Source organism: Streptomyces sp. NPDC102490, assembly GCF_044765285.1.
In the GTDB taxonomy this organism is placed as follows: Bacteria; Actinomycetota; Actinomycetes; order Streptomycetales; family Streptomycetaceae; genus Streptomyces.
The window spans coordinates 627,076-654,073 of the sequence record NZ_JBIWJU010000002.1; the positions used below are offsets into that span (position 1 = coordinate 627,076).

Sequence of the window (26,998 nt, forward strand, 5' to 3'; positions counted from 1 at the left end):
CCGAGGCGCGGTGCCCTGAGGCGCGTGGACGGGAGCGCGCTCGCCTCACCGGTCGTCGGGTGGCACCGTCCGACGACCTGGACCGTGTCGCCTCGCTCCTGGCCGTCCCGCGCGCGCAGCCCGAAGCGGGCTCCCACGGCGGCCCGGGCCGACGGGGCGCCGGGGTGAGTGCCGGGAGGTCAGTGGTGGAACCCGGTCGCCGCTCCCTTGTCCCGAGTCAGCGGGTGCGGCTGGCGGCGCAGCTCCGGCAGCAGCCGCTCCAGGTCCTCCAGGAGCAGGTCCGCCATGTCCGCCGAGAAGCCGTTGCGGCACACCACCCGCAGCACGGAGAGGTCCTCGCGGTGCGGCGGGAAGGTGTACGCCGGCACCAGCCAGCCGCCCTCGCGCAGCCGCCGGGACACGTCGAAGACGTCGTACGCGCGCACGTCGTCGGCCGTGGTGAAGGCGAACACGGGCAGCTGGTCGCCGCGCGTGAGCAGCCGGAAGTCGCCCAGCGCCGCCACCCGGTCGGCGATCGAGCCCGCGATGTCCCGCGCGGCCTGCTGCACGGCCCGGTAGCCCTCGCGGCCCAGCCGCAGGAACGTGTAGTACTGCGCGACCACCTGCGCGCCGGGCCGGGAGAAGTTCAGCGCGAAGGTCGGCATGTCGCCGCCCAGGTAGTTGACCCGGAACACCAGCTCCTCCGGAAGCGCCCGCGCGTCCCGCCACAGCGCCCAGCCCACCCCGGGATAGACCAGCCCGTACTTGTGCCCCGAGGTGTTGATCGAGGCGACCCGCGGCAGCCGGAAGTCCCACACCAGGTCCTCGTCGAGGAAGGGCGCGACCATGCCGCCGGAGGCCCCGTCGACGTGCACCGGCACGTCGAGCCCGGTCCGCTCCTGGAGGGCGTCCAGGGCGGCGCACAGGTCGGCGATCGGCTCGTAGGAACCGTCGAAGGTGGAGCCGAGGATGCCGACGACGCCGATGGTGTTCTCGTCGCACAGCTCGGCGGCGGCTTGCGGGTCCAGGTGGAAGCGGTCGCCCTCCATCGGGACCTGCCGGGCCTCCACCTCCCAGAAGGTGCAGAACTTGTCCCAGCAGACCTGCACGTTCACGCCCATCACCAGATTGGGCCGCACGTCCCTCGCCGGGTACCGGTCGGCGTTGCGCAGCGCCCAGCGCCGCTTCAGCGCCATCCCGGCCAGCATGCACGCCTCGCTCGACCCGGTCGTCGAGCAGCCCACGGCCGCCTCCGGGTCGGGCGCGTGCCACAGGTCGGCGAGCATCGCCACGCAGCGCCGCTCCAGCTCGGCGGTGCGCGGGTACTCGTCCTTGTCGATCATGTTCTTGTCCCGGCACTCGCTCATCAGCACCCCGGCCTGCGGCTCCATCCAGGTGGTGACGAAGGTGGCCAGGTTCAGCCGGGCGTTGCCGTCCAGCATCAGCTCGTCGTGGACCAGCCGGTACGCGCTCTCCGGCGGCAGCGGGGAGTCCGGCAGCCGGTGGGTGGGCGGGGCCTCGGTCATGCCGCCGAGCGGGTTCGCCGCCGCGTGGAAGGGGTTCACGGCGAGCCGGCGCCGGTCGCGGTCGTCGTCGTGGGGCGGGCGGGGACCCTTGTGCAGTGACATGCAACCGACGGTAGGCCGGGGCCCCGGACCCCGCACCCGGGGCCGTACCGGCGGGCCCGGGCTTGCACCTCACGTCACGTGAGGAGGCAGCGTGGAGGGCGTCAGAGAAGGGAGCGGAAGTGAGCTACTCCGTGGGACAGGTGGCCGGCTTCGCCGGAGTGACGGTGCGCACGCTGCACCACTACGACGACATCGGCCTGCTCGTACCCAGCGAGCGCAGCCACGCGGGCCACCGGCGCTACAGCGACGCCGACCTCGACCGGTTGCAGCAGATCCTGTTCTACCGGGAGCTGGGCTTCCCGCTCGACGAGGTCGCCGCCCTGCTCGACGACCCGGCCGCGGACCCGCGCGCGCACCTGCGCCGCCAGCACGACCTGCTGACCGCCCGGATCGAGAAGCTGCGGAAGATGGCGGCGGCCGTGGAGCAGGCCATGGAGGCACGCAGCATGGGCATCAACCTCACGCCCGAGGAGAAGTTCGAGGTCTTCGGCGACTTCGACCCCGACCAGTACGAGGAGGAGGTCCAGGAGCGCTGGGGCGACACCGACGCCTACCGCCAGTCCAAGGAGAAGACCGCCTCGTACACCAAGGAGGACTGGCAGCGCATCCAGGACGAGGCCGACGAACTCACCCGGCGCTTCGTCGCCCTGATGGAGGCGGGCGAGCCCGCCGACTCCGAGGGGGCCATGGACGCGGCCGAGGACCACCGGCAGGGCATCGTCCGCAACCACTACGACTGCGGGTACGAGATGCACACCTGCCTGGGCGAGATGTACGTGTCGGACGAACGGTTCACGCGCAACATCGACGCCGCCAAGCCGGGCCTCGCCGCCTACATGCGCGACGCGATCCTCGCGAACGCCCGCCGGCACCGGGGGTGACGCCCACCGGGACGGCGGCCGAGGGGGTGGGCCGCCGTCCCGGTGACCCGTCGGCGGCGGGAGGAGCCGTTACTTTCCTCCCGCGCGGCCCACGGCTTCAGGCAGGCGGGCGACCGGCGCCGAGCGGTCAATTTACCCCTAACTTGAGCCCTGGCCTGCGTGTTACGTTCGGTCGCCTTGACGACGGGCTCGTGCGGCAGGGCTGTCCACCCGGCACGGCACGTGCACCGTGACCGTCGGCAATGCGGGGGGAGCGCATGTGCTGAGCCACAGGGGAGAGGCGAGCCCGGGAGCCGGGGCCGCACAGGGCACGGGGTCGGTCGCGAGCGTCAGCAGACAGCACTCCCGGCTGCTGCTCACCGGGGTGCTGCTCGGCCTGCTGGGCGTGGCCGCCTCGCTCGCTCAGCCCTGGGCCATCGGCAAGCTGATCGAGGCTGCGGGACGCGGCACCCCCATGGCCCCGCCCGCCGCCGCGCTCGTCGGCCTCTTCTGCGCCGGCGCGCTCCTCTCGGCGCTCCAGGCCTACACCATCGGGCGGGCCGGGGAGGACATCGTCCTCGACGTCCGCCGCCTCCTCGTGGGACGGCTGCTGCGGGCCGACCTCACCGCATTCGCACGGCAGCCCCAGGGAGACATCCTCACCCGCACGGTCACCGACACCTCACTGGTGCGGATCGCCCTCTCGCAGAGCCTCGCCCAGCTGATCGTCAGCGGCGCGACGGTCGTCGGCGGAGTCGTGCTGATGTTCCTCATCGACTTCTGGCTGATGGTCATCACCCTCAGCTGCCTGGGAACCGCCAGCATCGCCTCCGTCGTGCTCGCCCGCAGACTGCGCAGGGTCGCCCTGGAGAACCGCGACGACACCGGCGCCTTCGCCGCCGACGTGCAGCGGGTGCTGGCCGCGCTGCCCACGGTGAAGGCGTCCCGGGCCGAGTCCCGGGAGGCCGCCCGCATCGGGGGACTGGCCGAGCGGACCCGCCGTTCGGGCGTGCGCGTCAGCGCCTACAACGCCCTGTTGATGCCGTCCATGAACATCGGCACCCAGGGCGCCCTGGCCGTGGTCGTGGGCGTGGGTATGTCCTGGGTGGCCCGGGGCGAGATGGACATGGCGAGCCTGACCACCTTCATCATGTACCTGTTCCAACTGGTCTCGCCGCTGGTGATGTTCTTCATGGGGGTGGGCCAGTTCGTCCAGGGAAGGGCCGCCGTCCAGCGGGTGGACGAGCTCGCCCGGCTGCCCCAGGAGGACCCCGGCCCGCCGCCCGCCGCCCTCCCCGCACGGCTCCCCCCGGACGAACCGGCGATCGAGTTCCGCGACGTCCGCTTCGGCTACCGCCGCGGGCGGGAGGCGGAGCCCACGCGGGTGCTCGACGGGGTCTCGTTCCGGGTCCCGGCCCGGGGGCTGACGGCGGTGGTCGGACCCTCGGGGGCGGGCAAGACCACCCTGTTCCAGCTCATCGAACGGTTCCACGCGGCGGACGGCGGCCAGGTCCGGCTCGGCGGACGGGACATCGGCGCGCTCCCCCTCGACACGGTCCGCACCCTGGTGGGCTACGTGCAGCAGGACAGCGCGACCCTGCGCGGCACCGTCCGGGAGAACCTGACCTACGCCAGCCCGGACGCCGACGACGCCGCCGTCCGGGAAGCGGTGGAGCTGGCCGGCCTCACCTCGGTGATCGCCCGGCTCCCGCGCGGCCTCGACACCGAGCTGGGCGACCAGGGCAGCGGACTGTCCGGGGGCCAGCGCCAGCGCCTGTGCATCGCCCGCACGCTGCTCCAGCGGCCCGCGGTCATGCTGCTCGACGAGGCCACGTCCAACCTCGACTCCGACTCGGAACGGGACTTCCGCGCCGTGCTGCGCCAGGTCTCCCGGCGGTGCGCCGTCATCGCCATCGCCCACCGGATCTCCACGGTGATCGACGCCGACGGCATCGTGGTGCTGGAAGAGGGCCGGGTCCGGGCCACCGGAGTGCACCACGAACTGATGGCGCACGACGCGCTCTACCGCCGCCTGGCCGGGTCCCAGCTGAACGCCGGACCCCGGCCGGCCGACCACACCCTGCGGCTTCGGCCCGTCACGAGCGAGGAGTACCGGTGACCGCAACGGACGTCGCCATCGTGGGCACCGGACCCAACGGCCTCGCGGCCGGCGTGGTCCTCGCCCGAGCCGGACTGCGGGTCGAACTCCACGAGGCGGCCGACACGATCGGGGGAGGGCTGCGCACCGCCCCCCTCTTCGACTCCGGCGTCGTGCACGACATCTGTTCCGCCGTCCACCCCATGGCCGCCGCGTCGCCGTTCTTCCGCACGTTCGACCTGGCGGCCCGCGGGGTCGAGCTGATGCAGCCGGAGATCGGCTACGCCCATCCGCTGGACGGCGGACGCGCCGGCCTCGCCCACCGCTCGCTCGCCGAGACCTGCGCGCGCCTGGGAGCCGACGGAACCGCCTGGCACCGGCTGATGAGCCCGCTGCTGGAGCGCAGCGAAGCGGTCGTCGACCTCGTCCTGTCCGGGCAGCGCTCGATGCCCCGGGACCCCGCCGCCGCCCTGCTGCTGGCCGGCCGGGTCGCGGCGCACGGCAGCGGTCTGGGCGTCCGCGCCTTCCGGGGGCAGGAGGCCCCGGCCCTGCTCGCGGGCGTCGCCGCCCACGCGGTCGGCAGGCTGCCGAGCCTGGCGTCGTCGGCGGTGGCCATGCTGCTGGGCCACCTCGCCCACGGCACGGGGTGGCCGGTGCCGCGCGGTGGCAGCGGCCGGATCGCCCAGGCGCTGGCCGAGGACATCACGGCGCACGGCGGGGTCTTCCACACCGGGCACCACGTGACGGACCTGGCGGAACTGGGCGGTGCCCGGGCCGTGCTGCTCGACACCAGTCCCAAGGGGCTGCTGGCCCTCACGGGCGACCGGCTGCCCCGCGCCTACCGGCGCGCCCTGCAACGGTTCCGGTACGGCCCGGGCGCCGCCAAGGTCGACTTCCTGGTGTCCGACCCGGTCCCCTGGGCCGCCCCCGAGGTGGGCCGCGCCGCGACGGTGCACCTGGGCGGCACGTACGCCGAGGTGGTGCGGCAGGAGACGGCGAACGCCCGCGGGGTGCGCACCGGCAAGCCCTTCGTCCTGGTGGTGGACCCGGTGGTGGCCGACCCCGGCCGGGCCCTGCCCGGCAAACGTCCGCTGTGGGCGTACGCGCACGTGCCGAACGGCGACCCCACCGACCCCTACGACCTGGTCCGGGCCGGCATCGAGCGCTACGCCCCCGGGTTCGGGGACACGATCGTCGCGCACCGGTCCGTACCCGCCGCCGCCTACGAGGCGTACAACCCCAACTACGTCGGCGGGGACATCGGTTCGGGCGCCATGACGCTCCGTCAGAGCCTCGCGCGCCCCGTGCCGCGCCTCGATCCCTACCGCACCCCGCTGCCCGGCGTGTTCCTGTGCTCCTCGGCCACTCCACCCGGGCCCAGTGTGCACGGAATGTCGGGTTACCTGGCGGCCCTTTCCGCGCTCAGACATCGATTCGGGATATGTGACGCACCCGACTTGGCGCCCGGTCCGGTGCCACGCGCATTCGCTCGTCCCGCGTAATGAAGGGGCTCGCGCGACCTGACGCCCGGACAAGTCCCGGCAGTGGCCCGAGTGGTGGGGGAATCGGCGACCGATCTCCATAGAAGTGGTCACTCCGTATTTGGTACGGTGAAGCAACGAGGTCTCCCCACAGGCTTCCGTTGGGGCGTTACCGTACGGCGTTCGACCAGTCGTACGGCCGGTTGCGCGTTTTTTGCGACCGACCCGCCGGCGTTTTACGTCCTGGCCGGTTCCCGACCCCCGGCTTCATGGCGCTCTCACCGGTTCCGCAGTGGGGACAGCATGAGGGGGAACAAATGGAAGACGGCGTTGACGATATAGGGTACGGCCGGCAGTTCGAGGGCTGGTACGACCGTTTGATCCCGGACGACAGAGTCACCCGCGAGGCCGTGAAAGGTCTGCGTGACCGCCATCCCGATCCCGAGTCCGGCACCCTGGAATTCGGTGTGGGAACCGGACGGATCGCGATCCCGCTCTCCCGCGAAGTCGGCCCGGTCACCGGTGTGGACAGCTCTCCGGAGATGCTCGACGCGCTGCGCGTCAAGCTGAAGGAGGGCGCGGACGTCACCCCGGTGCACGGGGACATCCGCACCTACACCTCGCCGGCCCGGTACGGGCTGGTGTACTGCGTGTGCGCGACCCTCTCCTGCCTGACGACCGCCGAGGACCAGCGGCGGGCCGTGCGGCGCGCGGCCGACCTGCTGGTCAGCGGCGGTCGGCTGGTGATCGAGACGCACAACAAGCCGGCGATCCTGCGCCTGCACGAGGGCCGGTCCCGCACCACCTACTTCGTCCCCTACCCCGAGCCGGGGACGGGGGTGCAGACGCACTCCACCCTGCTCGACGGCGGCCTGTGGCAGTGCTCGCACATCCTCTACCAGAGCGACGGGACCACCCGGGTGGGCAACGAACTCACCCGCCTGACCACGCCGGACGACGTCGACGGCTACGCCCGCGCGGCCGGACTGGAACCGGAAGCCCGGATGTCGCGCTGGGACGGCACGCCCTACAGCGAGGACGCACCGCTCTTCCTGTGCAGCTACGTCAAGCCCTGAACGCTGTACGCAAGGCCCGGTCGGCTTAGGAGGGGTTTCAAATTGGGGCGTCCGCCAGTACTTCCGACAGAAAAGAAACTCGGCCTGATGGTCAGGGTGATGAGTGGCGAACTGACGGCGGCGGAAGCCGCGCGGGAAGCGGGGGTGTCCGAGCAATCAGTCTCCAATTGGCGCAGACAGTTTATTGAGGGCGGCCGCAACGGGCTGGCCGGTGAAAGCGGAAGGGACACCGAGGAAGCGTCCCGCATGGCTGAACTGGCCAAAGAAAATGCCATGTTGAAGGCGACGATAGGCGAGCTCTACATGGAGCTGCGGAAGTACGGCCGAGCCCCGGCGTTGCGGCCGCCGCAGCCTCGTGGCAGAACGGCCCGGGTGCCTGGTCAACTAACGCGTTAATTGATTCCGGAATCGGCTGTTAGCCTTCCGGGCAGACAGTCACTTCACATCACGGGGGAGGGAATGTGGCGTCTTTGGAACGCCAGTTTGCCGCCGGCCTGATCGGACTGGCCGGCACCAGCCTTCTGACCGGTGCGGTCACCCGGTTCACGGGTACCCGAGAACGTGCGCGGCGGTGCATGCTGCACGAGCGGCCGGACGGAAGCCTCGTCGAGGTCGAGGTCCACCTCCCCGTGCAGGCGCGGCGGGCGGTGCTGCTCGACAACGGCATGGGCGCGCCCCACGAGTACTGGGACTGGGTGTGCGCCGCGCTGCCCGCGGACATGGGGTACGTGCGGTTCAACCGTCCCGGCTACGGGCTGAGCACACCGGACACCCGGTACGGCCTGGAGTCGCGCTTCGAGCTGTTGCAGGAGCTGCGCGACACCTACCTGGCCGGCCTTCCCGTGGTCCTGGCGGGGCACTCCCTGGGCGGGTACTTCGTCGCGGCCTACGCGTCGACGCACCCGGACGCGGCGCGGGGCGTGACCCACGTGGTCATGATCGACGCCACCGAGGTGGTCAGCCTGCGCCACGCCCGCCGGACCGACGTCGACCGCTGGTCCCACCAGCGGATGGTGATGGAGCAGGTCTTCGCCGCCACCGGCCTGTCGGTCTTCCGGCCCGCCATGAACGCCCACCAGCAGTACAGCCCGGAGGTCAACCGGTCCTACCGGGCGTTCCTGGCCACCCCCCGCACCTGGGCCACGGCCCACCGCGAGTACCGGGACGCCCAGACCTACCCCGAACTGACCGGCCTGGACCGCCCGTTGACCGTGATCACGGCGGAGAACAACATCGGCGACAACACCCTGCACGCCGGTGTCCAGGCCAGGCTGGCCGTCATCTCCCAGCAGGCCCGGCACCACTTCGTCCTCGGCTCGGACCACGAGTCGCTCCTCGCCGTGCCGAAGCACGCGCGCGAGGTGGCGGACCTGATCGCCGGTGAACCGCCCGCGGGCCCGCTCGGACCGGCGTGGCAGCCGTCCACCACGAAGCGCCGGGCCGGTGAGGACACCGCCGAACGGAAGGAGGAGATGGCGCGGTCATGAAGGTGAACCCCGAACGCGTGAAGACGGCCGCCGTCACGACGTCGCTCGCCGCGTGGCTGGTCGCGACCGCGGTGGCCCAGATCCCCGAGCAGCGCTTCGACGGACTCCTGCGTCGCGGCAAGCTGCGCGTGCCGACCCCGAACTGGCGCTTCTTCGGGCCCAATCCCGGCGTCAAGGACGCCCACCTGCTCTACCGGGACATCACGGACGGCAAGCCCGGGGAGTGGGCGGAAGTCCCGATCGTCCAGGACCGGCCGTGGTACGCGCTGGCGTGGAACGCGCGCAACCGGAGCCCGAAGGCCCTGTTCGACGCGACCCAGCACACGCTCGCGCAGGCGGTCGCCTTCGGCTCGAAGGTGCTCCCCGTGACGACGGCGTCCGGCTACCGGCTGCTGGCCCGTTACATCCAGCTCCACCTGCCGCACGCCCCCGGGGCCACGCGCAGCCAGTTCATGCTGCTGCACTCGTACCCCACCAGCCCCGAGGACCGGCACATCGAACCGGTCTTCGTGTCGCTCGAATTCCCGCTGGAGGGGGACGTCACGCCCGCCGAGGCGCCGTCCCTCGCCCTCGCCTAGCGACTCGGACAGCCCTCTCGACCGGACGTTGCGAGCTCACTCGGCACCGCGCGTGCCGCGTGAGTCCGCTCCCTCCCGCCGAACGGCTGGAGACTCGCTACGAGTTTTCTCAGAGAAAGAGGAACACCATGTCTGTCGTGGCTGACTTCGCCAACACCGAGCTGACCGACGTGGCCCCGGGCCGCATGGGCAACGACGCGACGCCGACCATGCTGACCCCGCTGGCCACCCTCGCGACCCCCGAGGGCGTCGCCGTGACCTCCGCCACCGCCTACGCGCTGAACGAGATCACGAACGACCTCGCGGGCTGAACCACCGGCCCGCGGACGGTGCTGACCGGCATCGCCGACCGGGCCGGATGAAAGACGCGGCGGCACGGTACGCCCGATACGCATACCGTGCCGCCGCTTTCGTTTCCACCGTAGCCGCATCACATCACCTGGGAGCACCCATCCATGTTCCTCAGCGCTCCGCCCGAGGTCACGGCACGCCGAGTGGCTTCGCTGGGTACGCTGGTCTCCGCACTGGAAATGCTGAGCCAGTCACGCAAGTTCGAAGACGGCGAAATGCTCAGCGGCCAGGTGGGCAACACCCGCCCCCGGTTCGCCAAGCGCTTTCCCCGGCTGACGCGGGCCCTCGAGTCGAAGAAGGCGGCGATGGCCCTGTACGGGATACAGGCCGGTGCTTCCGCGGCCACCCTGGTCTGGGGCCACAAACGCGGGGTCCGCACGGTGGGCAGCGCCGTGCTCGCCGTGACCGGCGCGGCCGGCCGGGTGCGCTCCCCCTTCGGCGGGGACGGAGCCGACCAGCTCCAGCAGGTGATCAACGTCGTCCTCGCCTCGACCGGAACCTTCAAGGACGGTGAGAAGGCGCGCGACGTGGCCATGCGCGCGCTGGCCCTGGAGACGACCATCTCCTACGTCGCCTCCGGCGTGGTCAAGCTGGTCTCCCCGGTGTGGCTCAGCGGTGAGGCGTTCAACGGCGTCATCCGCACGCACAACTACGGCGATCCGCGCGTCTACCGGCTCATCCACCGGTACCCGGTGGTGGGGAAGCTGGTGACCTGGGGCACGATCGCCGCGGAGGTGTCCTTCCCGCTGGTCTTCGTGCTGCCCAAGCCGGTGTCCAAGGCGTTCCTCGGCTCGATGACGCTCTTCCACCTCGGCATCGGCCAGTTCATGGGCCTCAACCGCTTCGTGCTGGCCTTCGGCGCCACCCACCCCGCGCTCCTCTACGTCTTCGCCCAGCAGGAGAAGCGGGGGGAACTGGCAGCACCGGCCCCCAAGGCCATCGAGGGGTGACGGCGGGAGCGCACCGGCGGGCGGGAACCGCGGACCCCGGGGTTTCCGGTGGAACCCAGGGCACAGCGGCTGCGTTGATACCTTTGGGCAGCCAGTTCCAGCCCGCCTCCCCCCAGCAGCAGGAGCCACAACCCCGTGACCACCCTCGCGCTCGGTCCCGAGTGGATCAGCCCGGACTATCTGATCGAGACGTTCAGTCTGCCCGGCATCCTGCTCATCGTCTTCGCCGAGTCAGGACTCTTCGCGTTCCTTCCCGGCGACTCCCTGCTGTTCACCGCGGGTCTCTTCGTCGCCCAGGGCCAGTACATCAGCCAGCCGCTGTGGCTGGTGTGCGCCCTGATCGTGGCCGCCGCCGTCCTCGGCGACCAGGTCGGCTACATGATCGGCAAGTTCTTCGGCCCGAAGCTGTTCAGCCGCCCCAACTCCAGACTCTTCAAGCAGGAGAACCTGGAGAAGGCGCACGAGTTCATGGAGAAGTACGGCCCCAAGGCGATCGTCCTGGCCCGCTTCGTGCCCATCGTGCGCACCTTCGCCCCCATCGTGGCGGGCGCCGGCCGCATGAAGTACCGCACCTTCCTCACGTACAACGTCATCGGCGGCGTGGCCTGGGGCACCGGCGTCACCCTCGCGGGCTACTGGCTCGGCCAGATCGAGCTCATCCGGACCAACGTCGAGGCCATCCTGGTCCTGATCGTCCTGGTCTCGGTCGTCCCGATCGCCATCGAGTACCTGCGCGAGCGCAAGAAGAAGCAGCGCGCCGCGGCGGCCGGGCCGACCCCTCCGGCGGCCCAGCAGCACCAGCCGCAGCCCCCGTACCCGGTGATGGACGACGCCACCACCCAGCTCCGCCGGGTGGACCCGTACGACCAGCCGCAGCAGCAGTACCAGCAGCCCCAGCAGTACCAGCAACCGCAGCAGTACCAGCAGTACCCGCAGGGCTACGGCCAGCAGCCCTACGGCGGTCAGCAGGGCGGCCAGGACCCTTACCACCAGGGGTACTGAGACGCCCTGAGGGGCGCGGGGAACTGCGCGACAAGCCACGACGAGCCGGCGCCCGCCAACGCGACTGCACACCCCCCGCTCGTAGGCGTCCGGCGCTAAAACCCTCGCGTCCGCTTCGCCGCCCGGCGCCCCGCCGCACTCGCGGCGCCGGGCACCTTCAGGAACAGCCGGGAGATCTCCCCGCCCAGGTTCACTCCGATGGCGATGGCCATCGCCAGCGCCACCGCGTTGGAGAGGAACAGCAGCCCCGAGTCGACCTCGCCCTGCGCGATCGCCAGCAGACCGAAGTACGTCGCCGAACCGGGCAGCAGCGGCCCGATCGCCGCGGTCGTGTACGGCAGCGCCGACGCGAACCGGTACCGGGACATCAGCTGCCCGAACAGGCCCACGAGCCCCGCCGCGGCGGCCGTGGAGGCCACCGGTGAGATGTCGCCCGCGTTGTGCATGGCGCCGTACACGCACCAGGCCACGCCGCCGTTCAGGGTGACCGCCAGCACGGTGGACCGTTCCTGCTGGAGCAGGATCGCGAAGGCCAGCGACAGCAGCATCGAGGCGAAGATCTGCACGAACGGGTCGTCCCCCGTGCCCAGCGCCGCGTCCGGATTGAGCTTGGCGCCCAGCTGGACGCCGAAGTACAGCATCATCAGCACCCCGGCGACGATGCTGACGAAGAAGTACATGACCTCCAGCAGGCGCGCCGCCGCGGTGATGTAGAAGCCGGTCAGGCCGTCCTGCACCCCCGCGACCAGCGCCCGCCCCGGCAGCAGCGCGAACAGACCACCGGTGATGACCGCGGACGCCTTCACCTCGACGTGCGACAGCGTCAACGCGATGCCGATCGCGGCCGGCGGCATCGCGGCCACCGCGAACTGGTAGAACTCGGGCAGCCCGCGCCCCGCGCACAGCCACGCCAGCCGGTCGCCGAGCATCGCGCCGAACATCGCCGCGAAGAACACCACCACGTCACCGCCGACCAGCAGCGAGGCCCCGCCCGCGAGCGCGCCGCTCGCCGTGGTCAGCACCCAGGTGGGGTACGGGTGCCGGTTGCGGCGGATCTCCGCGAGGCGCCGGTAGGCCTCCTCCAGCGAGATGTGCGTCTCGGGGTCGCTGAGGTCGTCCACCAGCTGGAAGACGGCCGCGAGCCGCGTGTAGTCGGTGCCGCGGCGGCGTACCGTGCGCGACGCCGTCACCGGGTCCTCGACCAGGGACGGCTGGTGGGAGATCGACAGCAGGGTGAAGGTGACGTTCGGCTCGCAGCGGTCCAGGCCGTAGGAGCGGCAGACGGCGAACATGGCCGCCTCCACGTCCTCGGCGCCCTCACCGCCCGCCAGCAGCAGCTCCCCGATACGCAGCGTCAGGTCCAGCACGCGCGGCACGGCGGGGCCGGACTCGTCGTCGTGCTTCTGCGAGGGTTCGGGCGCGGGCCGCTCGGCCACCGGCATCCGCAGCATGGCGCGCATCCGGTCCTGCCAGGGCACGTCCGTCAGGTTCACCGCCGGGAAGCCGCTCGCCGGGGTGAAGGTGGCCGGGGCGGACCACGCGCTGTGGGTGCTCGGCATGGTGAACGCCGAGCCCTCGCTGTCGGCGGGCGCGGCCGCCGGCGCCTCCAGGCCGTCGGGGAGCGAGAACTCCGACGTCGTCTCGGACTCGGTGCCGGTGTGCCGGGGGACGGCCAGTCCCCGCGGGATCTCGAACTCCGACGTCGTCGACGACTCACCGTCGATCGACGCCGTGACGCCGCCCGGCTGCCGGAAGGCACTGCGGGCCTCGTCCGACTGCGGCTTGTGGTCCTCCTCCGTCACCTGCGCAACGCTCCCTGGTACGAACTCACCCTCCTCATGACCTCAGTATGGCCACTCAAACGCGAACAGGCCGCACGCGTGTGCGTGCGGCCCGTTGCGGGAGGACGCCTGGTCAGTGGCCGCCCTGGTCCTTGAAACGCTTGTACGACCGCTCGATCTCGGCCTCGGCGTCGGTGCGGCCCACCCAGTCGGCGCCCTCGACGGACTTGCCGGGCTCCAGGTCCTTGTAGACCTCGAAGAAGTGCTGGATCTCCAGGCGGTCGAACTCCGAGACGTGGTGGATGTCACGCAGGTGCTCCACACGCGGGTCGGTCGACGGCACGCACAGCAGCTTGTCGTCGCCGCCGGCCTCGTCCGTCATCCGGAACATGCCGATCGCGCGGCAGCGGATGAGGCAGCCCGGGAAGGTCGGCTCGTCCAGGATGACCAGCGCGTCCAGCGGGTCGCCGTCCTCGCCGAGGGTGTTCTCGACGAAGCCGTAGTCGGTCGGGTAGGCGGTCGAGGTGAACAGGCGGCGGTCCAGGCGGATACGACCGGTCTCGTGGTCCACCTCGTACTTGTTCCGCGAACCCTTCGGGATCTCGATCGTGACGTCGAACTCCACCGGACGCTCCTCCATGATCAGCACATAGTTCTGGTGGTTAAGTGTCCCTCACGCAGGTGTGTGATCGCGAAAGGGGCTGGTGGCAGTGCCAGAGCTGAGGTCCTGGCGGGCCACGAGACCGCAGGTGGCGCGGGCCGCGGACGCCGTACGTCCCCGTCTGGCCCGCTTCGTCCGGGCCGCCGGACCGCGGGTCGCACGGTGCGCACGGGCCACGGCGCCGCGGCTCACCCGGATCACGAGGCCGAAGACCTGGCAGTACACCGCCGGCGCCGCCACCGCCGGGCTGGCCCTGGCCGCCGGTGTGGTGACCGCCGCCGGCCCCTGGGACTCCACGGGTCAGCGTACGGCCGAGCGGGACCGGGCCGTCGCACTGGAGCACACGGGTGGCACAGATCACGGCCGCGGACCCGGGACCTCCGGCACGTCCTCCGGATCGCCCCGCCCCGCGCCCAGCGCCGGGGCCGTCCTGACCGGCCTCGGCGGCACCGCCGCCCCCGGCGGCGTCAAGGCGGCCCCCGGCGACCGGGCGGCCCTCGCGGACCTCCTCGACCCCCTGCTGAAGGACGACCCCGCGCTCGGCGAGCGCCGCGCGGCCGCCGTCGTCGACCTCACCACCGGCAAGCGCCTGTACGGCCACGGTGTCGACGCCCCCCTCACCCCCGCCTCCACCACCAAGATCGCCACCGCTGTCGCCGCCCTCACCGCCCTCGGCCCCGACCACCGCCTCACCACCCGCACCGCCCTGGAGGGCGACACCGGCGAACTCGTCCTGGTCGGCGGCGGCGACCCCACCCTCACCGCGCGCGAGGACCCCCGCGGCCTCGCCGACCTGCGCGCCCTCGCCGAGAAGACCGCCGCCGCCCTGAAGAAGCGGGACCTGCGCAAGGTGACGCTGTCGTACGACACGACGCTCTACGCGGGGACGGAAACGCACCCGATCGGGGTCAACGAGAACCTCGCCCGCGTCACCGCCCTGATGACCGACGAAGGCCGCACCGACGACTCCACCAGCGGCCCCGCCCCGCGCGTGCCCGACCCGGCCGCCGACGCCGCCCGCACCTTCGCCGGTCTCCTGAAGCAGTACGGCGTCACCGCGTCGGCCCCCGGCCCCTCCAAGGCCACGGCCCGCGCCGACACGCTCGCCACGGTCTCCTCGCCCCCGCTGTCGGCCCTGGTCGAGCGGATGCTGACCAACAGCGACAACGACCTCGCCGAGGCCCTGGCCCGCCACACCGCCGTGGCGACCGGCAAGCGCGCCGACTTCGACGGGGCGGGCGCCGCCGTCACCGCCCGTCTGAAGCAGCTCGGCCTGCCGGTGCGCGGCGCGCGGTTCCACGACGGCAGCGGCCTGGACCGCACCGACCTGGTCAGCGCCGACCTGCTCACCGCGCTGCTGGCCGAGGCGGCCGACCCGGCCCGCCCCCGGCTGCGCCCGGTGCTCACCGGCCTGCCCGTCGCCCACTTCACCGGCACACTGGCCGACCGTTACACGGACGGAGCAGCGGGCCTGGTCCGCGCCAAGACCGGCACCCTGACGGGCGTGAACACCCTGGCCGGCACGGTGACCACCCCCGACGGCCGCCTCCTGGGCTTCGCCTTCCTGGCCAACGCCACGACGGACGCCTGGGCGGCCCAGACGACCCTGGACCGAGCGGCGACGGCGCTGGCGTCGCGGACGCCCTAGCCGCGCCCGCCCGCACAGCGAGCCCGCACGACTGCCCCCAGCGGCAGCGCTCCCGTACCGTTGACGCATGACGAGCATCGGCGCACATTCCGGCATGGTCGACTGGAACCTCGCGGTGGCGACCGCGACCCGGCTCGTACGGCCGGGCCCCGAGGTGAGCCGCGACGAGGCCAGGGCCGTCGTCGCGGAGCTCCGCCGCCATGCCAAGTCCTCGGAGGAGCACGTCCGCGGCTTCACCCGGATGGGCACCGAGGAGACCCACGACACCCCCGTCCTGGTGGTCGACCGGCCCGGCTGGGTCCGGGCCAACGTCGCCGGGTTCCGGGAGATCCTCAAACCCCTGCTGGAGAAGATGGAGGAGCGGCGCGGCGGTGGCGCGGGCAACGCGGTCCTCGGCGCGGTCGGCGGCAAGGTCACCGGCGTGGAGCTGGGCATGCTGCTGTCGTTCCTGTCCTCCCGCGTCCTCGGCCAGTACGAGACGTTCGCCCCCGCCACCCGCGAACTGCCGGCCGGCGCGAACGGCGGCGGGCGGCTGCTCCTGGTCGCCCCGAACATCGTGCACGTGGAGCGCGAACTCGACGTGGAGCCCCACGACTTCCGCCTGTGGGTGACCCTGCACGAGGAGACGCACCGCACCCAGTTCACCGCCGTGCCCTGGTTGCGCGACCACCTCGAGGGCGAAATCCAGTCGTTCCTGGCCGAGACCGACGTGGACCCCATGACCGTGCTCGAACGCGTCCGCGAGGCCGCCCAGTCCCTCGCCGGAGGCCGTCCCGACGCGGAGGAGGACGACGGCGGCCGCTCGCTCGTCGAGCTGGTGCAGACCCCGGCCCAGCGGGAGGTCCTCGGCCGCCTCACCGCCGTGATGTCCCTCCTGGAGGGGCACGCCGACTTCGTGATGGACGGCGTCGGACCGGCGGTCGTGCCGAGCGTCGGCGAGATCCGGGAGAAGTTCCAGCAGCGCCGCGCCAAGGGCGCCTCCCGCCTCGACATGGCGCTGCGCAAGCTGCTCGGCCTGGACGCCAAGCTCCGCCAGTACCGGGACGGCGAGCGGTTCGTGCGGGCCGTCGTCGAGGAGTGCGGCATGGACGGCTTCAACCGCGTCTGGACCTCGCCCAACACGCTCCCCACCAAGTCGGAGATCGCCAAACCGGCGGACTGGATCGCGCGGGTGCACCGCAAGCCGGAGGCGTGAGCCGCGCGGGCGGGGCGTGAATCGATTCCGGCCGAGGCAGGCGAACGACCCTTCAATCACCCGTCCGAGGGACCGTGAGCCTTCGACAGGCGTGCGATGCTCGGGGAACGGCCCGTTTCTGTCACCATCTACACACTCTGCGTGACCGAACCTCGGGCTCACCCCCGACAACTTCATGAAGGGCACCGGACATGGGTCCCCATCCTGCGGTCGCGGCGATACGCCTGGCGGTCCGCCGCGTCCTCCACGACATTCTCACCGAACTGAACACTCCGGCCGGCGTCCACGCCACGACGGCCGTCGAGCGTACGCCCGAGCGCCCGCCCGGACTTCCGACGGCACCGCTCGTGCTCGTGGCCTGCTCCGGCGGCGCCGACTCCATGGCGCTCGCCTCCGCCCTCGCCTTCGAGGCCCCCCGGCTCGGCGTCCGCGCCGGCGGCGTCACCGTCGACCACGGCCTCCAGAGCGGCTCCGACCTGCGCGCCGAAGAGGTCGTCCTGCGCCTGCGCGAACTGGGCCTCGACCCCGTGGAGGCCACCGCCGTGACCGTCGGCCGCGCGGGCGGCCCGGAAGCCGCCGCCCGCGACGCCCGCTACGCCGCGCTGGACGCCGCCGCCGCCCGCCACGGCGCTGCCGCCGTCCTGCTCGGCCACACCCGCGACGACCAGGCCGAGACCGTCCTGCTGGGCCTCGCCCGCGGCTCCGGCATCCGCTCCCTGTCGGGCATGGCCGCGGTCTCGGGGGCCGACGGCCGTTACCGGCGCCCCTTCCTCCAGGTCGACCGCCAGACCGCCCGCAAGGCCTGCATGGTCCAGTCCCTCCCCGTCTGGGACGACCCCCACAACGCCGACCCCGCCTACACCCGCTCCCGGCTGCGCCACGAGGGCCTGCCCGCCCTGGAGAAGGCCCTCGGCAAGGGCGTCGTCGAGGCCCTCGCCCGTACGGCCCAGCTCTCCCGGGACGACGCCGACGCCCTCGACACCTGGGCCCGCCAGGCCGAGGCGGGCGTCCGCGACGCCACCGGCGGACTGGAGTGCGCCAAGCTGTACGCCCTGCCGCCCGCCGTACGCCGCCGGATCCTGCGCCGTGCCGCCCTGGAGGCCGGTGCGCCCGGCGGTGCCCTGTTCGCCCGCCACATCGAGGAAGTCGACCGGCTGATCACCGGCTGGCGCGGTCAGGGGGCCATCAATCTCCCCGGCAAAGTCGTCGCCCGGCGGCAGGGTGGCAGACTGGTGATTCGGCAAGGCTGAATCCGGACCCTCCCACCGATCCGCGCACGGATCGCCGGGGCGCTCCGGAGTGGCCGGTGGGACGACCGAAAGTGATGCGGGTGGACGCGAACGACATGGGTGCCGACCTCGAGAAGGTACTCATCACCAAGGAAGAGATCGACGCGAAGCTGGCCGAGCTGGCCGCGAAGATCGACGCGGAGTACGCGGGCAAGGACCTGCTCATCGTCGGCGTCCTCAAGGGCGCCGTGATGGTCATGGCCGACCTGGCGCGCACGCTGTCCACCCCCGTCACCATGGACTGGATGGCGGTGTCCTCGTACGGCGCGGGCACCCAGTCCTCCGGTGTGGTGCGGATCCTCAAGGACCTCGACACGGACATCAAGGGCCGCCACGTCCTGATCGTCGAGGACATCATCGACTCCGGCCTGACCCTGTCCTGGCTGATCTCCAACCTCGGCTCGCGCGAGCCCGCCTCCCTCAAGGTGTGCACGCTGCTGCGCAAGCCCGACGCCGCGAAGGTCGCCATCGACGTGGAGTGGGTCGGCTTCGACATCCCCAACGAGTTCGTCGTCGGCTACGGCCTCGACTACGCCGAGAAGTACCGCAACCTCCCGTTCGTCGGTACGCTCGCGCCCCACGTATACGGCGGCTGACGCGGCCCTGTAACGGACTTCACGGCGTTTCGGCGGGCCACCGGGAACCCCTCGGGCCCCCGCGCCGTTGGAGCATGCAGACGGGACGTCGGCCCGACCGTGCGGCTGAGGGCCGCCACGCTGGGGTACCGTCAGAAGAACTGTCTTATCAAACTCACTATGGCAGGAGGGACGGGGCGGCACCGCTCCGTGTGGATGGACGTGAAGCGATACTTCCGTGGGCCGGTCATGTGGATCGTGCTGGCCGTCCTTGCCGTGGTCGTGTTGATGCAGGTCGTCGGCTCGTCCGGCGGCTACAAGACGGTGGACACTGGCCAGGTCGTCCAGGCGATCAACGACAACAGGGTCGAGTCGGCCAAGCTGACCACCGGCGACGAGCAGACCATCAAGGTCCAGCTCAAGGACGGCCAGAAGGTCGAGGGCAGCTCGAAGATCCAGGCGAGCTACATCGGCGACCAGGGCGTGACCCTCGCCAACACACTTCAGAACAAGTACCAGGACAAGCAGATCCCCGACGGCTACACCGTGTCGCCGTCGAAGCAGAACCCGTTCGTCGGGCTGCTGATCACGCTGCTTCCCTTCGTCCTCATCATCGTCATCGCGCTGTTCCTGATGAATCAGATGCAGGGCGGCGGCTCCCGGGTCATGAACTTCGGCAAGTCCAAGGCGAAGCTCATCACCAAGGACACCCCCAAGACGACGTTCTCCGACGTCGCCGGGTCCGACGAGGCCGTCGAGGAACTCCACGAGATCAAGGAGTTCCTCCAGGAGCCGGCGAAGTTCCAGGCCGTGGGTGCCAAGATCCCCAAGGGCGTCCTGCTCTACGGGCCTCCCGGCACCGGCAAGACGCTCCTCGCGCGCGCCGTCGCCGGCGAGGCGGGGGTCCCCTTCTACTCGATCTCCGGTTCCGACTTCGTCGAGATGTTCGTCGGTGTCGGTGCCTCCCGAGTGCGCGACCTGTTCGAGCAGGCCAAGGCGAACGCCCCGGCCATCGTCTTCGTCGACGAGATCGACGCGGTCGGCCGCCACCGCGGCGCCGGCCTCGGCGGCGGTCACGACGAGCGCGAGCAGACGCTGAACCAGCTGCTCGTCGAGATGGACGGCTTCGACGTCAAGGGCGGCGTGATCCTCATCGCCGCGACCAACCGGCCCGACATCCTCGACCCGGCGCTGCTGCGCCCCGGCCGCTTCGACCGGCAGATCGCGGTCGACCGTCCGGACATGCAGGGCCGTCTGGAGATCCTCAAGGTCCACCAGAAGGGCAAGCCGGTCGCCCCCGACGTCGACCTGTCGGCCGTCGCCCGCCGTACGCCCGGCATGACCGGTGCCGATCTGGCCAACGTGCTGAACGAGGCCGCTCTGCTGACGGCCCGCGGCGACCAGAAGCTGATCGACAACCACATGCTGGACGAGGCGATCGACCGCGTGGTCGCGGGCCCGCAGAAGCGGACCCGGATCATGTCGGACAAGGAGAAGAAGATCACCGCGTACCACGAGGGCGGTCACGCCCTGGTCGCGGCGGCCTCCCCGAACTCCGACCCGGTCCACAAGATCACGATCCTGTCCAGAGGCCGGGCCCTCGGTTACACGATGGTGCTCCCGGACGAGGACAAGTACTCGACCACGCGCAACGAGATGCTCGACCAGCTCGCCTACATGATGGGCGGCCGGGCGGCCGAGGAGCTCGTCTTCCACGACCCGACGACCGGCGCGGCCAACGACATCGAGAAGGCCACCGGCCTGGCTCGCGCGATGGTCACGCAGTACGGAATGACCGATCGCCTCGGCGCGATCAAGTTCGGCAGTGACAACTCCGAGCCGTTCCTGGGGCGTGAGATGGGTCACCAGCGCGACTACTCGGAAGAGGTCGCCGCGCTGGTCGACGAAGAGGTCAAGAAGCTCATCGAGACGGCGCACAACGAGGCCTGGGAGATCCTGGTCGAGAACCGCGACGTCCTCGACAACCTCGTCCTCGCGCTGCTGGAGAAGGAGACGCTGGGCAAGGAGGAGATCGCCGAGGTCTTCGCCCAGATCGTCAAGCGTCCGGCCCGGCCCGCCTGGACCGGGTCCTCCCGCCGCACGCCCTCGACGCGTCCGCCGGTGCTCTCCCCGAAGGAGCTCGCACTGACGAACGGGGCGAACGGCGCGACGGCGGCGATCTCCACTGCCAAGAGCAGCACGGTGGAGCCCGCTCCGGCACCGGAACGAGCACCGGAGGACCGCCCGGAGAGCTGATCCCGGTCCGCCCCGGGACGCCCGCGAGGGCGGCCCCACCAGGGCCGGAATGTATGCCGCACCCCCCAGGTTCTAGCCTGGGGGGTGCGGCATTCTCGTATGCGTATGCCGATCGCAGGACGGATCAGGAACGAGGCATGAGATGACCGACCCCGTGACGTTGGACGGCGAGGGCGTGATCGGCGAGTTCGACGAGAAGCGTGCCGAGAACGCCGTACGCGAACTGCTGATCGCGGTCGGCGAGGACCCGGACCGCGAGGGCCTGAAGGAGACGCCGGGGCGCGTGGCACGGGCGTACAAGGAGATATTCGCCGGGCTGTGGCAGCAGCCGGAGGACGTGCTGACGACGACGTTCGACCTCGGGCACGACGAGATGGTCCTCGTGAAGGACATCGAGGTGTTCTCGACCTGTGAGCATCATCTGGTGCCGTTCCGCGGGGTGGCGCACGTCGGCTACATCCCGTCCACCAGCGGGAAGATCACCGGCCTGTCCAAGCTGGCCCGTCTCGTCGACGTCTACGCGCGCCGCCCCCAGGTGCAGGAACGTCTCACCACGCAGATCGCGGACTCGCTGATGGAGATCCTCGAGCCGCGCGGGGTGATCGTGGTGGTCGAGTGCGAGCACATGTGCATGTCCATGCGGGGCATCCGCAAGCCCGGCGCGAAGACCCTCACCTCGGCCGTGCGGGGGCAGTTGCGCGATGTGGCTACGCGCAATGAGGCGATGAGTCTGATCATGGCTCGTTGAGTGCGATGGGTGCGCTGAGTGCGGCGAGTGTGCTGAGTGCGGGGGCTGTTGTTTTATGCCGCTGATGCCGCGCCCGGGTGGTTGTCGTCCTTGTCGTCCGGGAGCTTGCAGACTCGTTCCATGAAGAGGGCGGCCGCTATCACCGCGATGCCTGCCACGACCGAGGCGCCCGCGTAGATCGCCTGGTCGCGGCGGGCGGGGACGTCGAGGTACTCCAGCAGGAAGACGCCGGTGCCGCCGTACACGCCGGCGACGAGGGCGGCCACCAGGGCGCTGGCCTGGCCGAAGACCACGGAGCGGGCCGCCAGCATCGGGTCGACGCCCTTGGCGCCGGGGACGCGCTCCCGCTGGGCCTTGAGGCGGGTGCGGATCGAGAGCGCCGTGGCGAGCAGGACCGCCGCGATCAGGGCGAGGACGACGGGGGCGGCCAGGGGGACGCTCGGGAGGGTCCCCACCGAGTTCCACAGGCGGGCGCCGGCCCAGGACAGCACTCCGGCGACGACGAACACACCGGCCAGCACCCTGATGCGCAACTCTTTCACGGCGTTCCGGTGTCCCTTCGATTCCCCGGCGCGGTCGTCCTGACCTCGTCGTCCTCGTCGACCTTAACGACTACTCGGGCAGCCGGAGTTCCAGGTCGGCACGGGGCGCGATGCCGTCGCGGGGGACGGCTGCCAGGAGGTCGGCGATCCTGCCCCGTCCTGGCAGGGTGGCCTCGGGGTCCACGTCGAGCCAGGGGGCCAGTACGAAGGCGCGTTCGTGGGCGCGCGGGTGGGGGAGCGTGAGCTGCGGATCGTCGGAGACGACCTCGGCGTAGGCGACGATGTCGACGTCCAGGGTGCGCGGGCCCCAGCGCTCGTCGCGGACCCGGTGGAAGGCCTCCTCGACCGCGTGCGCCCGCTCCAGGAGCGAGGACGGGGGCAGCGTCGTCTTCACGATCACGACCGCGTTGAAGTACGAGGGCTGGCTGTCCGGGTCGACGCCCCAGGGCTCCGTCTCGTAGACCGCGGAGACCCCTTTGACGCGCACGCCCGGGGTGTCCTCCAGGGCGTCGATGGCGCCCTGGAGGGTCTCCAGCCGGTTGCCGAGGTTGGCGCCCAGGGCGATCACCGCGCGCTTGGGGTTGGACAGGGTGGTGTCCGCGGCGTCGACCTTCTCGATGACGGAGGCGGGCACGGGCTGAACGGTCGGGTCGCTCGGGCCCTTGGCGAAGGGGGCGCTCATACACGGCTCCGGATGATGGTGACGGTCACGTCGTCGAAGGGGACGGTGATCGGCGCGTCCGGCTTGTGCACGCAGACCTCGACCTCCTGGACCCCTTCGTGCTTCAGACAGACCTGGGCGATGCGTTCGGCGAGGGTCTCGACGAGGTTGACCGGCTCGCCCTCGACGACGGCCACGACCTCCTCGGCCACGATGCCGTAGTGCACGGTCTTCGCCAGGTCGTCGTCGGCCGCGGCCGGGCGGGTGTCCAGGCCAAGGACGATGTCCACGAGGAAGGTCTGGCCGTCCTCGCGCTCCTTGGGGAACACTCCGTGGTGCCCACGGGCCTTCAGGCCGCGCAGCGCGACACGGTCCACGCGAATCACTCCTGCAGTCGTCGGTCTCGGCCGGTCGCACCACGTGCGGGTGGTGCGGCGGCCCCAGTCGAATCTACCCGCGTGCACCGACAGCGCCGGGCCACGGGGTGGGGGGTGGGGGTGGTGCGCCGGTCGGCTGTCACGGGTTGGTAGCCGCCCCTACCCGCCGGGCCGTGATTCCAACCACGTCCCGGTCGGTCACGGTGGTGTGTCCTCGCCGTCCTCGTCCTCGGTTTCCGCGAGGACGGGGGAGGCGTGGTGCGACCAGAGTTTCCAGCCGGCGGGCGTGCGCCGGAACGTGTTGGTGGCGACCACGAGCTGGCCGACGAGCGGGCCGAGCTCCTCGTCGCCGTCGGGGGCGGGGCCGCCGCTGAGGATGTTCTCGGTGCAGGTGACCAGGGCGGTGTCGCCGGTGACGGAGACGTGCACGTCGGTGAGGAAGAACTGGATGTAGTCCGTGTTCGCCATGATCAGGGCGTAGGAGCGCAGGACCTCGCCGCGGCCGGTGAGCACCGGCCAGCCGGGGTGCACGCAGGAGACCACGCCGGCGTCGGCGGGGTCGTGGTACGACTCGTCGATGCCCAGGTCGGCGGGGGTGAGCCAGAAATCGGAGACCTTTTCGAAGTCACCCTCCTCGAGTGCCTCGTAGAAGGCGGTGTTGGCGGCCTCGACCTGTTCGACGTCGAGGTGCGGCGCGTTCACCGGGCCCCCTCGACGGCGCGGGCGACGCGGACGGCGTCGGCCGTGGCGCGGACCTCGTGCACGCGCACCGCCCACGCGCCGGCGTGCGCGGCGAGCGCGGAGACCGCGGCGGTGGCCGCGTCGCGCTCGCGCGCGGGGGGTGGGGCGGCCTCCGGGCCGGCGAGGACGCGGCCGAGGAAGCGTTTGCGGGAGGCGGCTACCAGGAGGGGGTGGCCGAGGGCGAGGAGGCGGTCCAGGTGGGCGAGCAGGACGAGGTCGTGCTCGGCGTCCTTGGAGAAGCCGAGGCCGGGGTCGATGACGACGCGGTCGGGGGCGATGCCGCCGTCGAGGACGGCCTCCACGCGTGCGTGCAGCTCGTCGACGACCTCGGTGACGACGTCGGTGTAGGTGCCCCTGACGTTGCCGCCCTCCAGGAGGCCGCGCCAGTGCATGACGACGAAGGGGGCGTTCGCGTCGGCGACGACCGGGATCATGCGGGGGTCGGCGAGGCCGCCGCTGACGTCGTTGACCAGGGTGGCGCCGGCGGTGAGGGCCTGCTCGGCGACGGAGGCGCGCATGGTGTCGACGGAGACCGTGACCCCCTCGGAGGCGAGGCCGCGCACGACCGGGACGACGCGCCTGAGCTCCTCGTCCTCGTCGACGCGGGTCGCGCCGGGGCGGGTGGACTCGCCGCCGACGTCCACCAGGTCGGCGCCCTCTGCGACGAGGTCGAGGCCGTGTTTGATGGCGGCTGTCGTGTCGAAGAAGCGGCCGCCGTCGGAGAAGGAGTCGGGGGTCACGTTGACGACCCCCATGACCGCGCAGCGGTCCCATGCGGTCAGTCCCGCGAGGTGGCGTCGGCGGGCGGTCTGCTTGCTCATGTGTTCAGCCTAGGTGGTGGGCTGCGGTGGGGTGCCTGCGGCGCCTGTGCGGGGTGCGTGGGGGTGCGCGGTGCGCGGTGCGTCCGGTGGGTGGGTCGGGGCCGCGCCGGGGGGTGTCCGTCCTCGGAACGGCGCGGAATCGGGTGTTTGCAGAGGTGCGGGGCGTTGACGCGCCAACCGCTGCGGGCGGACACCCCCCGACCCGACCCCTTCTCGCCGTACGCGGCTCTCCCGCCGCGTGCGCGCAGCTGCGGGCCGTCGCTGCGCCGCCCTAGCTGCGCCGTCGCCAGTCGCCCTAGCTGCGGGCAGTCGTGCCGCTGGGGCGGCACGGGTGGGCGCAGCGGCACCCCGCTACGCCGGGCCGCGCTCCCCACCCCCGCGGTCACACCCACGCCGGGTGCCCAAGGAGCGTCGTCACGCCGTCCGCGCCGGTGCCTGGTGTGCGCAGGGGCGGCGCGACGGGGTCCGGCGTCGCAGGAACCGCGGCAGCGACAGCGTGACGAAGCCTTCCGCCTGCATCGCGGCGAAGCCGATGCGGGGGAGGTCGGCGGAGCGGCGGTAGACGACGAAGCGCGGCTCCCACCGGGGCCGGAACTTCGCGTTGAACTTGTACAGGGACTCGATCTGGAACCAGCGGGAGAGGAAGACCAGCAGGCCCCGCCATGCCCGCAGGACCGGACCCGCGCCGATCTTCTCCCCGCGCGCGAGCGCCGCGCGGAACATGGCGAAGTTCAGCGACACCCGCGCGATGCCCAGCTTCGGCGCGGCCTGGAGCGCGGCCACGATCAGGAGTTCGTTCATGCCGGGGTCGGCCGCGCGGTCGCGGCGCATGAGGTCGAGGGAGACCCCGTCCGTGCCCCACGGCACGAAGTGCAGGACCGCCTTGAGGTCGCCGTACTCGCCGGGTTCGGCGTCCTGCTTGTGGGCCGTCGCTATCAGGCAGTCCCCGTCGGACGGGTCGCCGACGCGGCCCAGGGCCATGGAGAAGCCGCGCTCGGTGTCCGTGCCGCGCCACGCGTCGGCGGCGCGGCGGACGCGGTCCAGTTCGGCGTCGGACAGGTCAGCCACGCGCCGTACGCGGGTCTCGTAACCGGCGCGCTCGATGCGCTTGACCATCTGGCGCACGTTGCGCATCGCGCGGCCGGCGAGGGAGAAATCCGCCACGTCCACCACCGCCTCGTCGCCCAGTTCGAGGGCGTCGAGGCCCGTCTCGCGGGTCCAGACCTCGCCGCCGGTCTCCGAGCAGCCCATGACAGCCGGGGTCCAGGAGTGGGCGCGGGCCTCGTCCATGAAGCGTTCGATGGCGCCCGGCCAGGCCTCGACGTCGCCGATCGGGTCGCCGCTGGCCAGCATCACGCCGGAGACGACGCGGTAGGTGACGGCGGCCTTGCCGCTGGGGGAGAAGACGACGGCCTTGTCGCGGCGCAGCGCGAAGTGGCCGAGGGAGTCGCGGCCCCCGTGCCGGGCGAGCAGGGCGCGCAGCCGGGTCTCGTCGTCCTCGGTGAGGCGGGCCGCGGGGTGTTCGGGGCGGAAGGCCAGGTAGATGGTGGTGACGGCGGTCAGGAGGCCGAGCGCGCCGAGGGAGAAGGCGACCGTCCAGGAGGTGTTGCCCCGGTAGTCGACCGGGCCCTCGACGCCGAACAGGCCGTACAGGACATGGGTGAGGCGGTCGGCCAGGCTCGGGTCGCCGAGCATGCGGTGCGGGTGGGCGTTGACCACCAGCAGGCCGAGCAGGACGGAACCCGCGCTCATGAGGACGAAGTTGGCCAGGGCCCGCCAGCGGCTGCGGGGGTCGGGGAGGGCGGCGAACTCGGCGCGGTGGCGCAGGAGGGGGGCCAGCAGGGCCAGGGAGATCAGTACGCCGAGGAGGGAGTGGCGGTACGTGAACTGGGCGGCGGCGCCGAGCGGGAGCAGGGCCACGGCCGCCCGCCAGGCCCGGCGCTTGCGGCGCTTGAGGCCGTGCGCGAGCAGGAGGAGCAGGACGCCGGCGCTGAGGGAGAGGGCCGCGGCGAAGGGGCCGAAGGAGCCGGGGAGGACTTCGGCGAAGGCGTGCATCCGGCTGTGCCGGAAGCGGGGGAAGGAACCGGCCGCGATGTCCAGCAGGCCGACGAGCGCGCAGGCGCGGCCGACGAGGAGGGGGACGCGCTCGGGGCGGGGGCCGCGCAGGGCGCGGGGTACGCGGGTGGGCCTCGTCGGAACCCCGACCGACATTT

The 26,998-nt window shown here is 71.8% G+C and carries 25 protein-coding genes; 16 read left to right on the forward strand and 9 right to left on the reverse strand.

Annotated elements, in window-relative coordinates; all coding sequences use genetic code 11:
* Positions 1–179 precede the first annotated feature (179 nt).
* Positions 180–1,607: a glutamate decarboxylase gene (locus ACIRGB_RS06310; RefSeq protein ID WP_403859147.1), complete on the reverse strand. Its 1,428-nt coding sequence runs from the start codon at positions 1,605–1,607 to the stop codon at positions 180–182.
* Between the two features lie 119 nt (positions 1,608–1,726).
* Here ACIRGB_RS06310 and ACIRGB_RS06315 point away from each other — a divergent pair, with 119 nt between their 5' ends.
* From ACIRGB_RS06315 to ACIRGB_RS06360, 10 genes are all read left to right on the forward strand, one after another.
* The gene (locus tag ACIRGB_RS06315; RefSeq protein ID WP_403859149.1) at positions 1,727–2,488 is read left to right on the forward strand and encodes a MerR family transcriptional regulator; all 762 of its coding nucleotides are present in this window, start codon (positions 1,727–1,729) and stop codon (positions 2,486–2,488) included.
* A 259-nt stretch (positions 2,489–2,747) separates the two neighbouring features.
* Entirely contained in the window at positions 2,748–4,586 is a 1,839-nt protein-coding gene (locus ACIRGB_RS06320; RefSeq protein ID WP_403859151.1) for an ABC transporter ATP-binding protein, read from the forward strand.
* The gene (locus ACIRGB_RS06325) at positions 4,583–6,067 is read left to right on the forward strand and encodes a phytoene desaturase family protein (protein WP_403859153.1); all 1,485 of its coding nucleotides are present in this window, start codon (positions 4,583–4,585) and stop codon (positions 6,065–6,067) included. The genes ACIRGB_RS06320 and ACIRGB_RS06325 overlap by 4 nt, the downstream gene beginning before the upstream one ends.
* Positions 6,068–6,363: 296 nt before the next feature.
* Positions 6,364–7,122, forward strand: coding sequence for a class I SAM-dependent methyltransferase (locus ACIRGB_RS06330; RefSeq protein WP_403859155.1), 759 nt, complete (start codon positions 6,364–6,366; stop codon positions 7,120–7,122).
* Positions 7,123–7,221: 99 nt separating this feature from the next.
* Positions 7,222–7,518: a helix-turn-helix domain-containing protein gene (locus ACIRGB_RS06335; protein WP_241965443.1), complete on the forward strand. Its 297-nt coding sequence runs from the start codon at positions 7,222–7,224 to the stop codon at positions 7,516–7,518.
* Positions 7,519–7,697: 179 nt separating this feature from the next.
* Positions 7,698–8,609: an alpha/beta fold hydrolase gene (locus ACIRGB_RS06340; protein ID WP_403859157.1), complete on the forward strand. Its 912-nt coding sequence runs from the start codon at positions 7,698–7,700 to the stop codon at positions 8,607–8,609.
* On the forward strand, positions 8,606–9,187 hold the full coding sequence (locus ACIRGB_RS06345) for a hypothetical protein (RefSeq protein WP_403859159.1): 582 nt from the start codon (positions 8,606–8,608) through the stop codon (positions 9,185–9,187). The genes ACIRGB_RS06340 and ACIRGB_RS06345 overlap by 4 nt, the downstream gene beginning before the upstream one ends.
* Positions 9,188–9,324: 137 nt before the next feature.
* A complete protein-coding gene (locus tag ACIRGB_RS06350) occupies positions 9,325–9,498 on the forward strand; it encodes a linaridin family RiPP (RefSeq protein WP_403859161.1) in 174 nt (57 codons plus the stop codon).
* Between the two features lie 183 nt (positions 9,499–9,681).
* Positions 9,682–10,488 carry a hypothetical protein gene (locus ACIRGB_RS06355; RefSeq protein WP_403859163.1) on the forward strand — a complete coding sequence of 269 codons (807 nt, stop codon included), beginning with the start codon at positions 9,682–9,684 and terminating at the stop codon, positions 10,486–10,488.
* Between the two features lie 135 nt (positions 10,489–10,623).
* Positions 10,624–11,490 carry a DedA family protein gene (locus tag ACIRGB_RS06360; RefSeq protein WP_403859165.1) on the forward strand — a complete coding sequence of 289 codons (867 nt, stop codon included), beginning with the start codon at positions 10,624–10,626 and terminating at the stop codon, positions 11,488–11,490.
* 95 nt (positions 11,491–11,585) lie between these two features.
* Here the strand turns inward: ACIRGB_RS06360 and ACIRGB_RS06365 are convergent, their stop codons facing one another.
* Positions 11,586–13,292 carry a threonine/serine exporter ThrE family protein gene (locus tag ACIRGB_RS06365; protein WP_403859167.1) on the reverse strand — a complete coding sequence of 569 codons (1,707 nt, stop codon included), beginning with the start codon at positions 13,290–13,292 and terminating at the stop codon, positions 11,586–11,588.
* 112 nt (positions 13,293–13,404) lie between these two features.
* A complete protein-coding gene (locus ACIRGB_RS06370; RefSeq protein WP_007452023.1) occupies positions 13,405–13,896 on the reverse strand; it encodes an inorganic diphosphatase in 492 nt (163 codons plus the stop codon).
* 79 nt (positions 13,897–13,975) lie between these two features.
* Between ACIRGB_RS06370 and dacB the strand changes: the two genes are divergently transcribed.
* From dacB to folE, 6 genes are all read left to right on the forward strand, one after another.
* Positions 13,976–15,580: a D-alanyl-D-alanine carboxypeptidase/D-alanyl-D-alanine-endopeptidase gene (gene dacB, locus ACIRGB_RS06375; RefSeq protein ID WP_403859169.1), complete on the forward strand. Its 1,605-nt coding sequence runs from the start codon at positions 13,976–13,978 to the stop codon at positions 15,578–15,580.
* A 67-nt stretch (positions 15,581–15,647) separates the two neighbouring features.
* A complete protein-coding gene (locus tag ACIRGB_RS06380) occupies positions 15,648–16,775 on the forward strand; it encodes a zinc-dependent metalloprotease (RefSeq protein ID WP_403859171.1) in 1,128 nt (375 codons plus the stop codon).
* A 191-nt stretch (positions 16,776–16,966) separates the two neighbouring features.
* A complete protein-coding gene (gene tilS / locus ACIRGB_RS06385) occupies positions 16,967–18,025 on the forward strand; it encodes a tRNA lysidine(34) synthetase TilS (protein WP_403859173.1) in 1,059 nt (352 codons plus the stop codon).
* Positions 18,026–18,120: 95 nt separating this feature from the next.
* Positions 18,121–18,660, forward strand: coding sequence for a hypoxanthine phosphoribosyltransferase (gene hpt / locus ACIRGB_RS06390; protein WP_226027733.1), 540 nt, complete (start codon positions 18,121–18,123; stop codon positions 18,658–18,660).
* Between the two features lie 195 nt (positions 18,661–18,855).
* Positions 18,856–20,895, forward strand: a complete 2,040-nt coding sequence (gene ftsH, locus ACIRGB_RS06395; protein ID WP_403859331.1) for an ATP-dependent zinc metalloprotease FtsH — start codon at positions 18,856–18,858, stop codon at positions 20,893–20,895.
* Between the two features lie 142 nt (positions 20,896–21,037).
* Positions 21,038–21,643 carry a GTP cyclohydrolase I FolE gene (folE, locus tag ACIRGB_RS06400; protein ID WP_403859175.1) on the forward strand — a complete coding sequence of 202 codons (606 nt, stop codon included), beginning with the start codon at positions 21,038–21,040 and terminating at the stop codon, positions 21,641–21,643.
* Between the two features lie 53 nt (positions 21,644–21,696).
* Here folE and ACIRGB_RS06405 read toward each other — a convergent pair whose 3' ends face one another.
* The 6 genes from ACIRGB_RS06405 to ACIRGB_RS06430 form a co-directional block, all read right to left on the reverse strand.
* Positions 21,697–22,185 (reverse strand): DUF3180 domain-containing protein, encoded by a 489-nt coding sequence (locus ACIRGB_RS06405; RefSeq protein ID WP_403859177.1) that lies wholly within the window; start codon positions 22,183–22,185, stop codon positions 21,697–21,699.
* Between the two features lie 70 nt (positions 22,186–22,255).
* Positions 22,256–22,867 (reverse strand): 2-amino-4-hydroxy-6-hydroxymethyldihydropteridine diphosphokinase, encoded by a 612-nt coding sequence (gene folK, locus ACIRGB_RS06410; RefSeq protein ID WP_403859179.1) that lies wholly within the window; start codon positions 22,865–22,867, stop codon positions 22,256–22,258.
* Positions 22,864–23,223, reverse strand: coding sequence for a dihydroneopterin aldolase (gene folB, locus ACIRGB_RS06415; protein WP_052836365.1), 360 nt, complete (start codon positions 23,221–23,223; stop codon positions 22,864–22,866). The genes folK and folB overlap by 4 nt, the downstream gene beginning before the upstream one ends.
* 198 nt (positions 23,224–23,421) lie before the next feature.
* Complete coding sequence (locus ACIRGB_RS06420; RefSeq protein ID WP_403859182.1) at positions 23,422–23,925, reverse strand: nuclear transport factor 2 family protein; 504 nt, start codon at positions 23,923–23,925, stop codon at positions 23,422–23,424.
* The gene (folP, locus tag ACIRGB_RS06425; protein WP_403859184.1) at positions 23,922–24,785 is read right to left on the reverse strand and encodes a dihydropteroate synthase; all 864 of its coding nucleotides are present in this window, start codon (positions 24,783–24,785) and stop codon (positions 23,922–23,924) included. Before folP ends, ACIRGB_RS06420 begins: the two co-directional genes overlap by 4 nt.
* 414 nt (positions 24,786–25,199) lie before the next feature.
* Positions 25,200–26,996, reverse strand: coding sequence for a phosphatidylglycerol lysyltransferase domain-containing protein (locus tag ACIRGB_RS06430; RefSeq protein WP_403859186.1), 1,797 nt, complete (start codon positions 26,994–26,996; stop codon positions 25,200–25,202).
* Positions 26,997–26,998 lie beyond the last annotated feature (2 nt).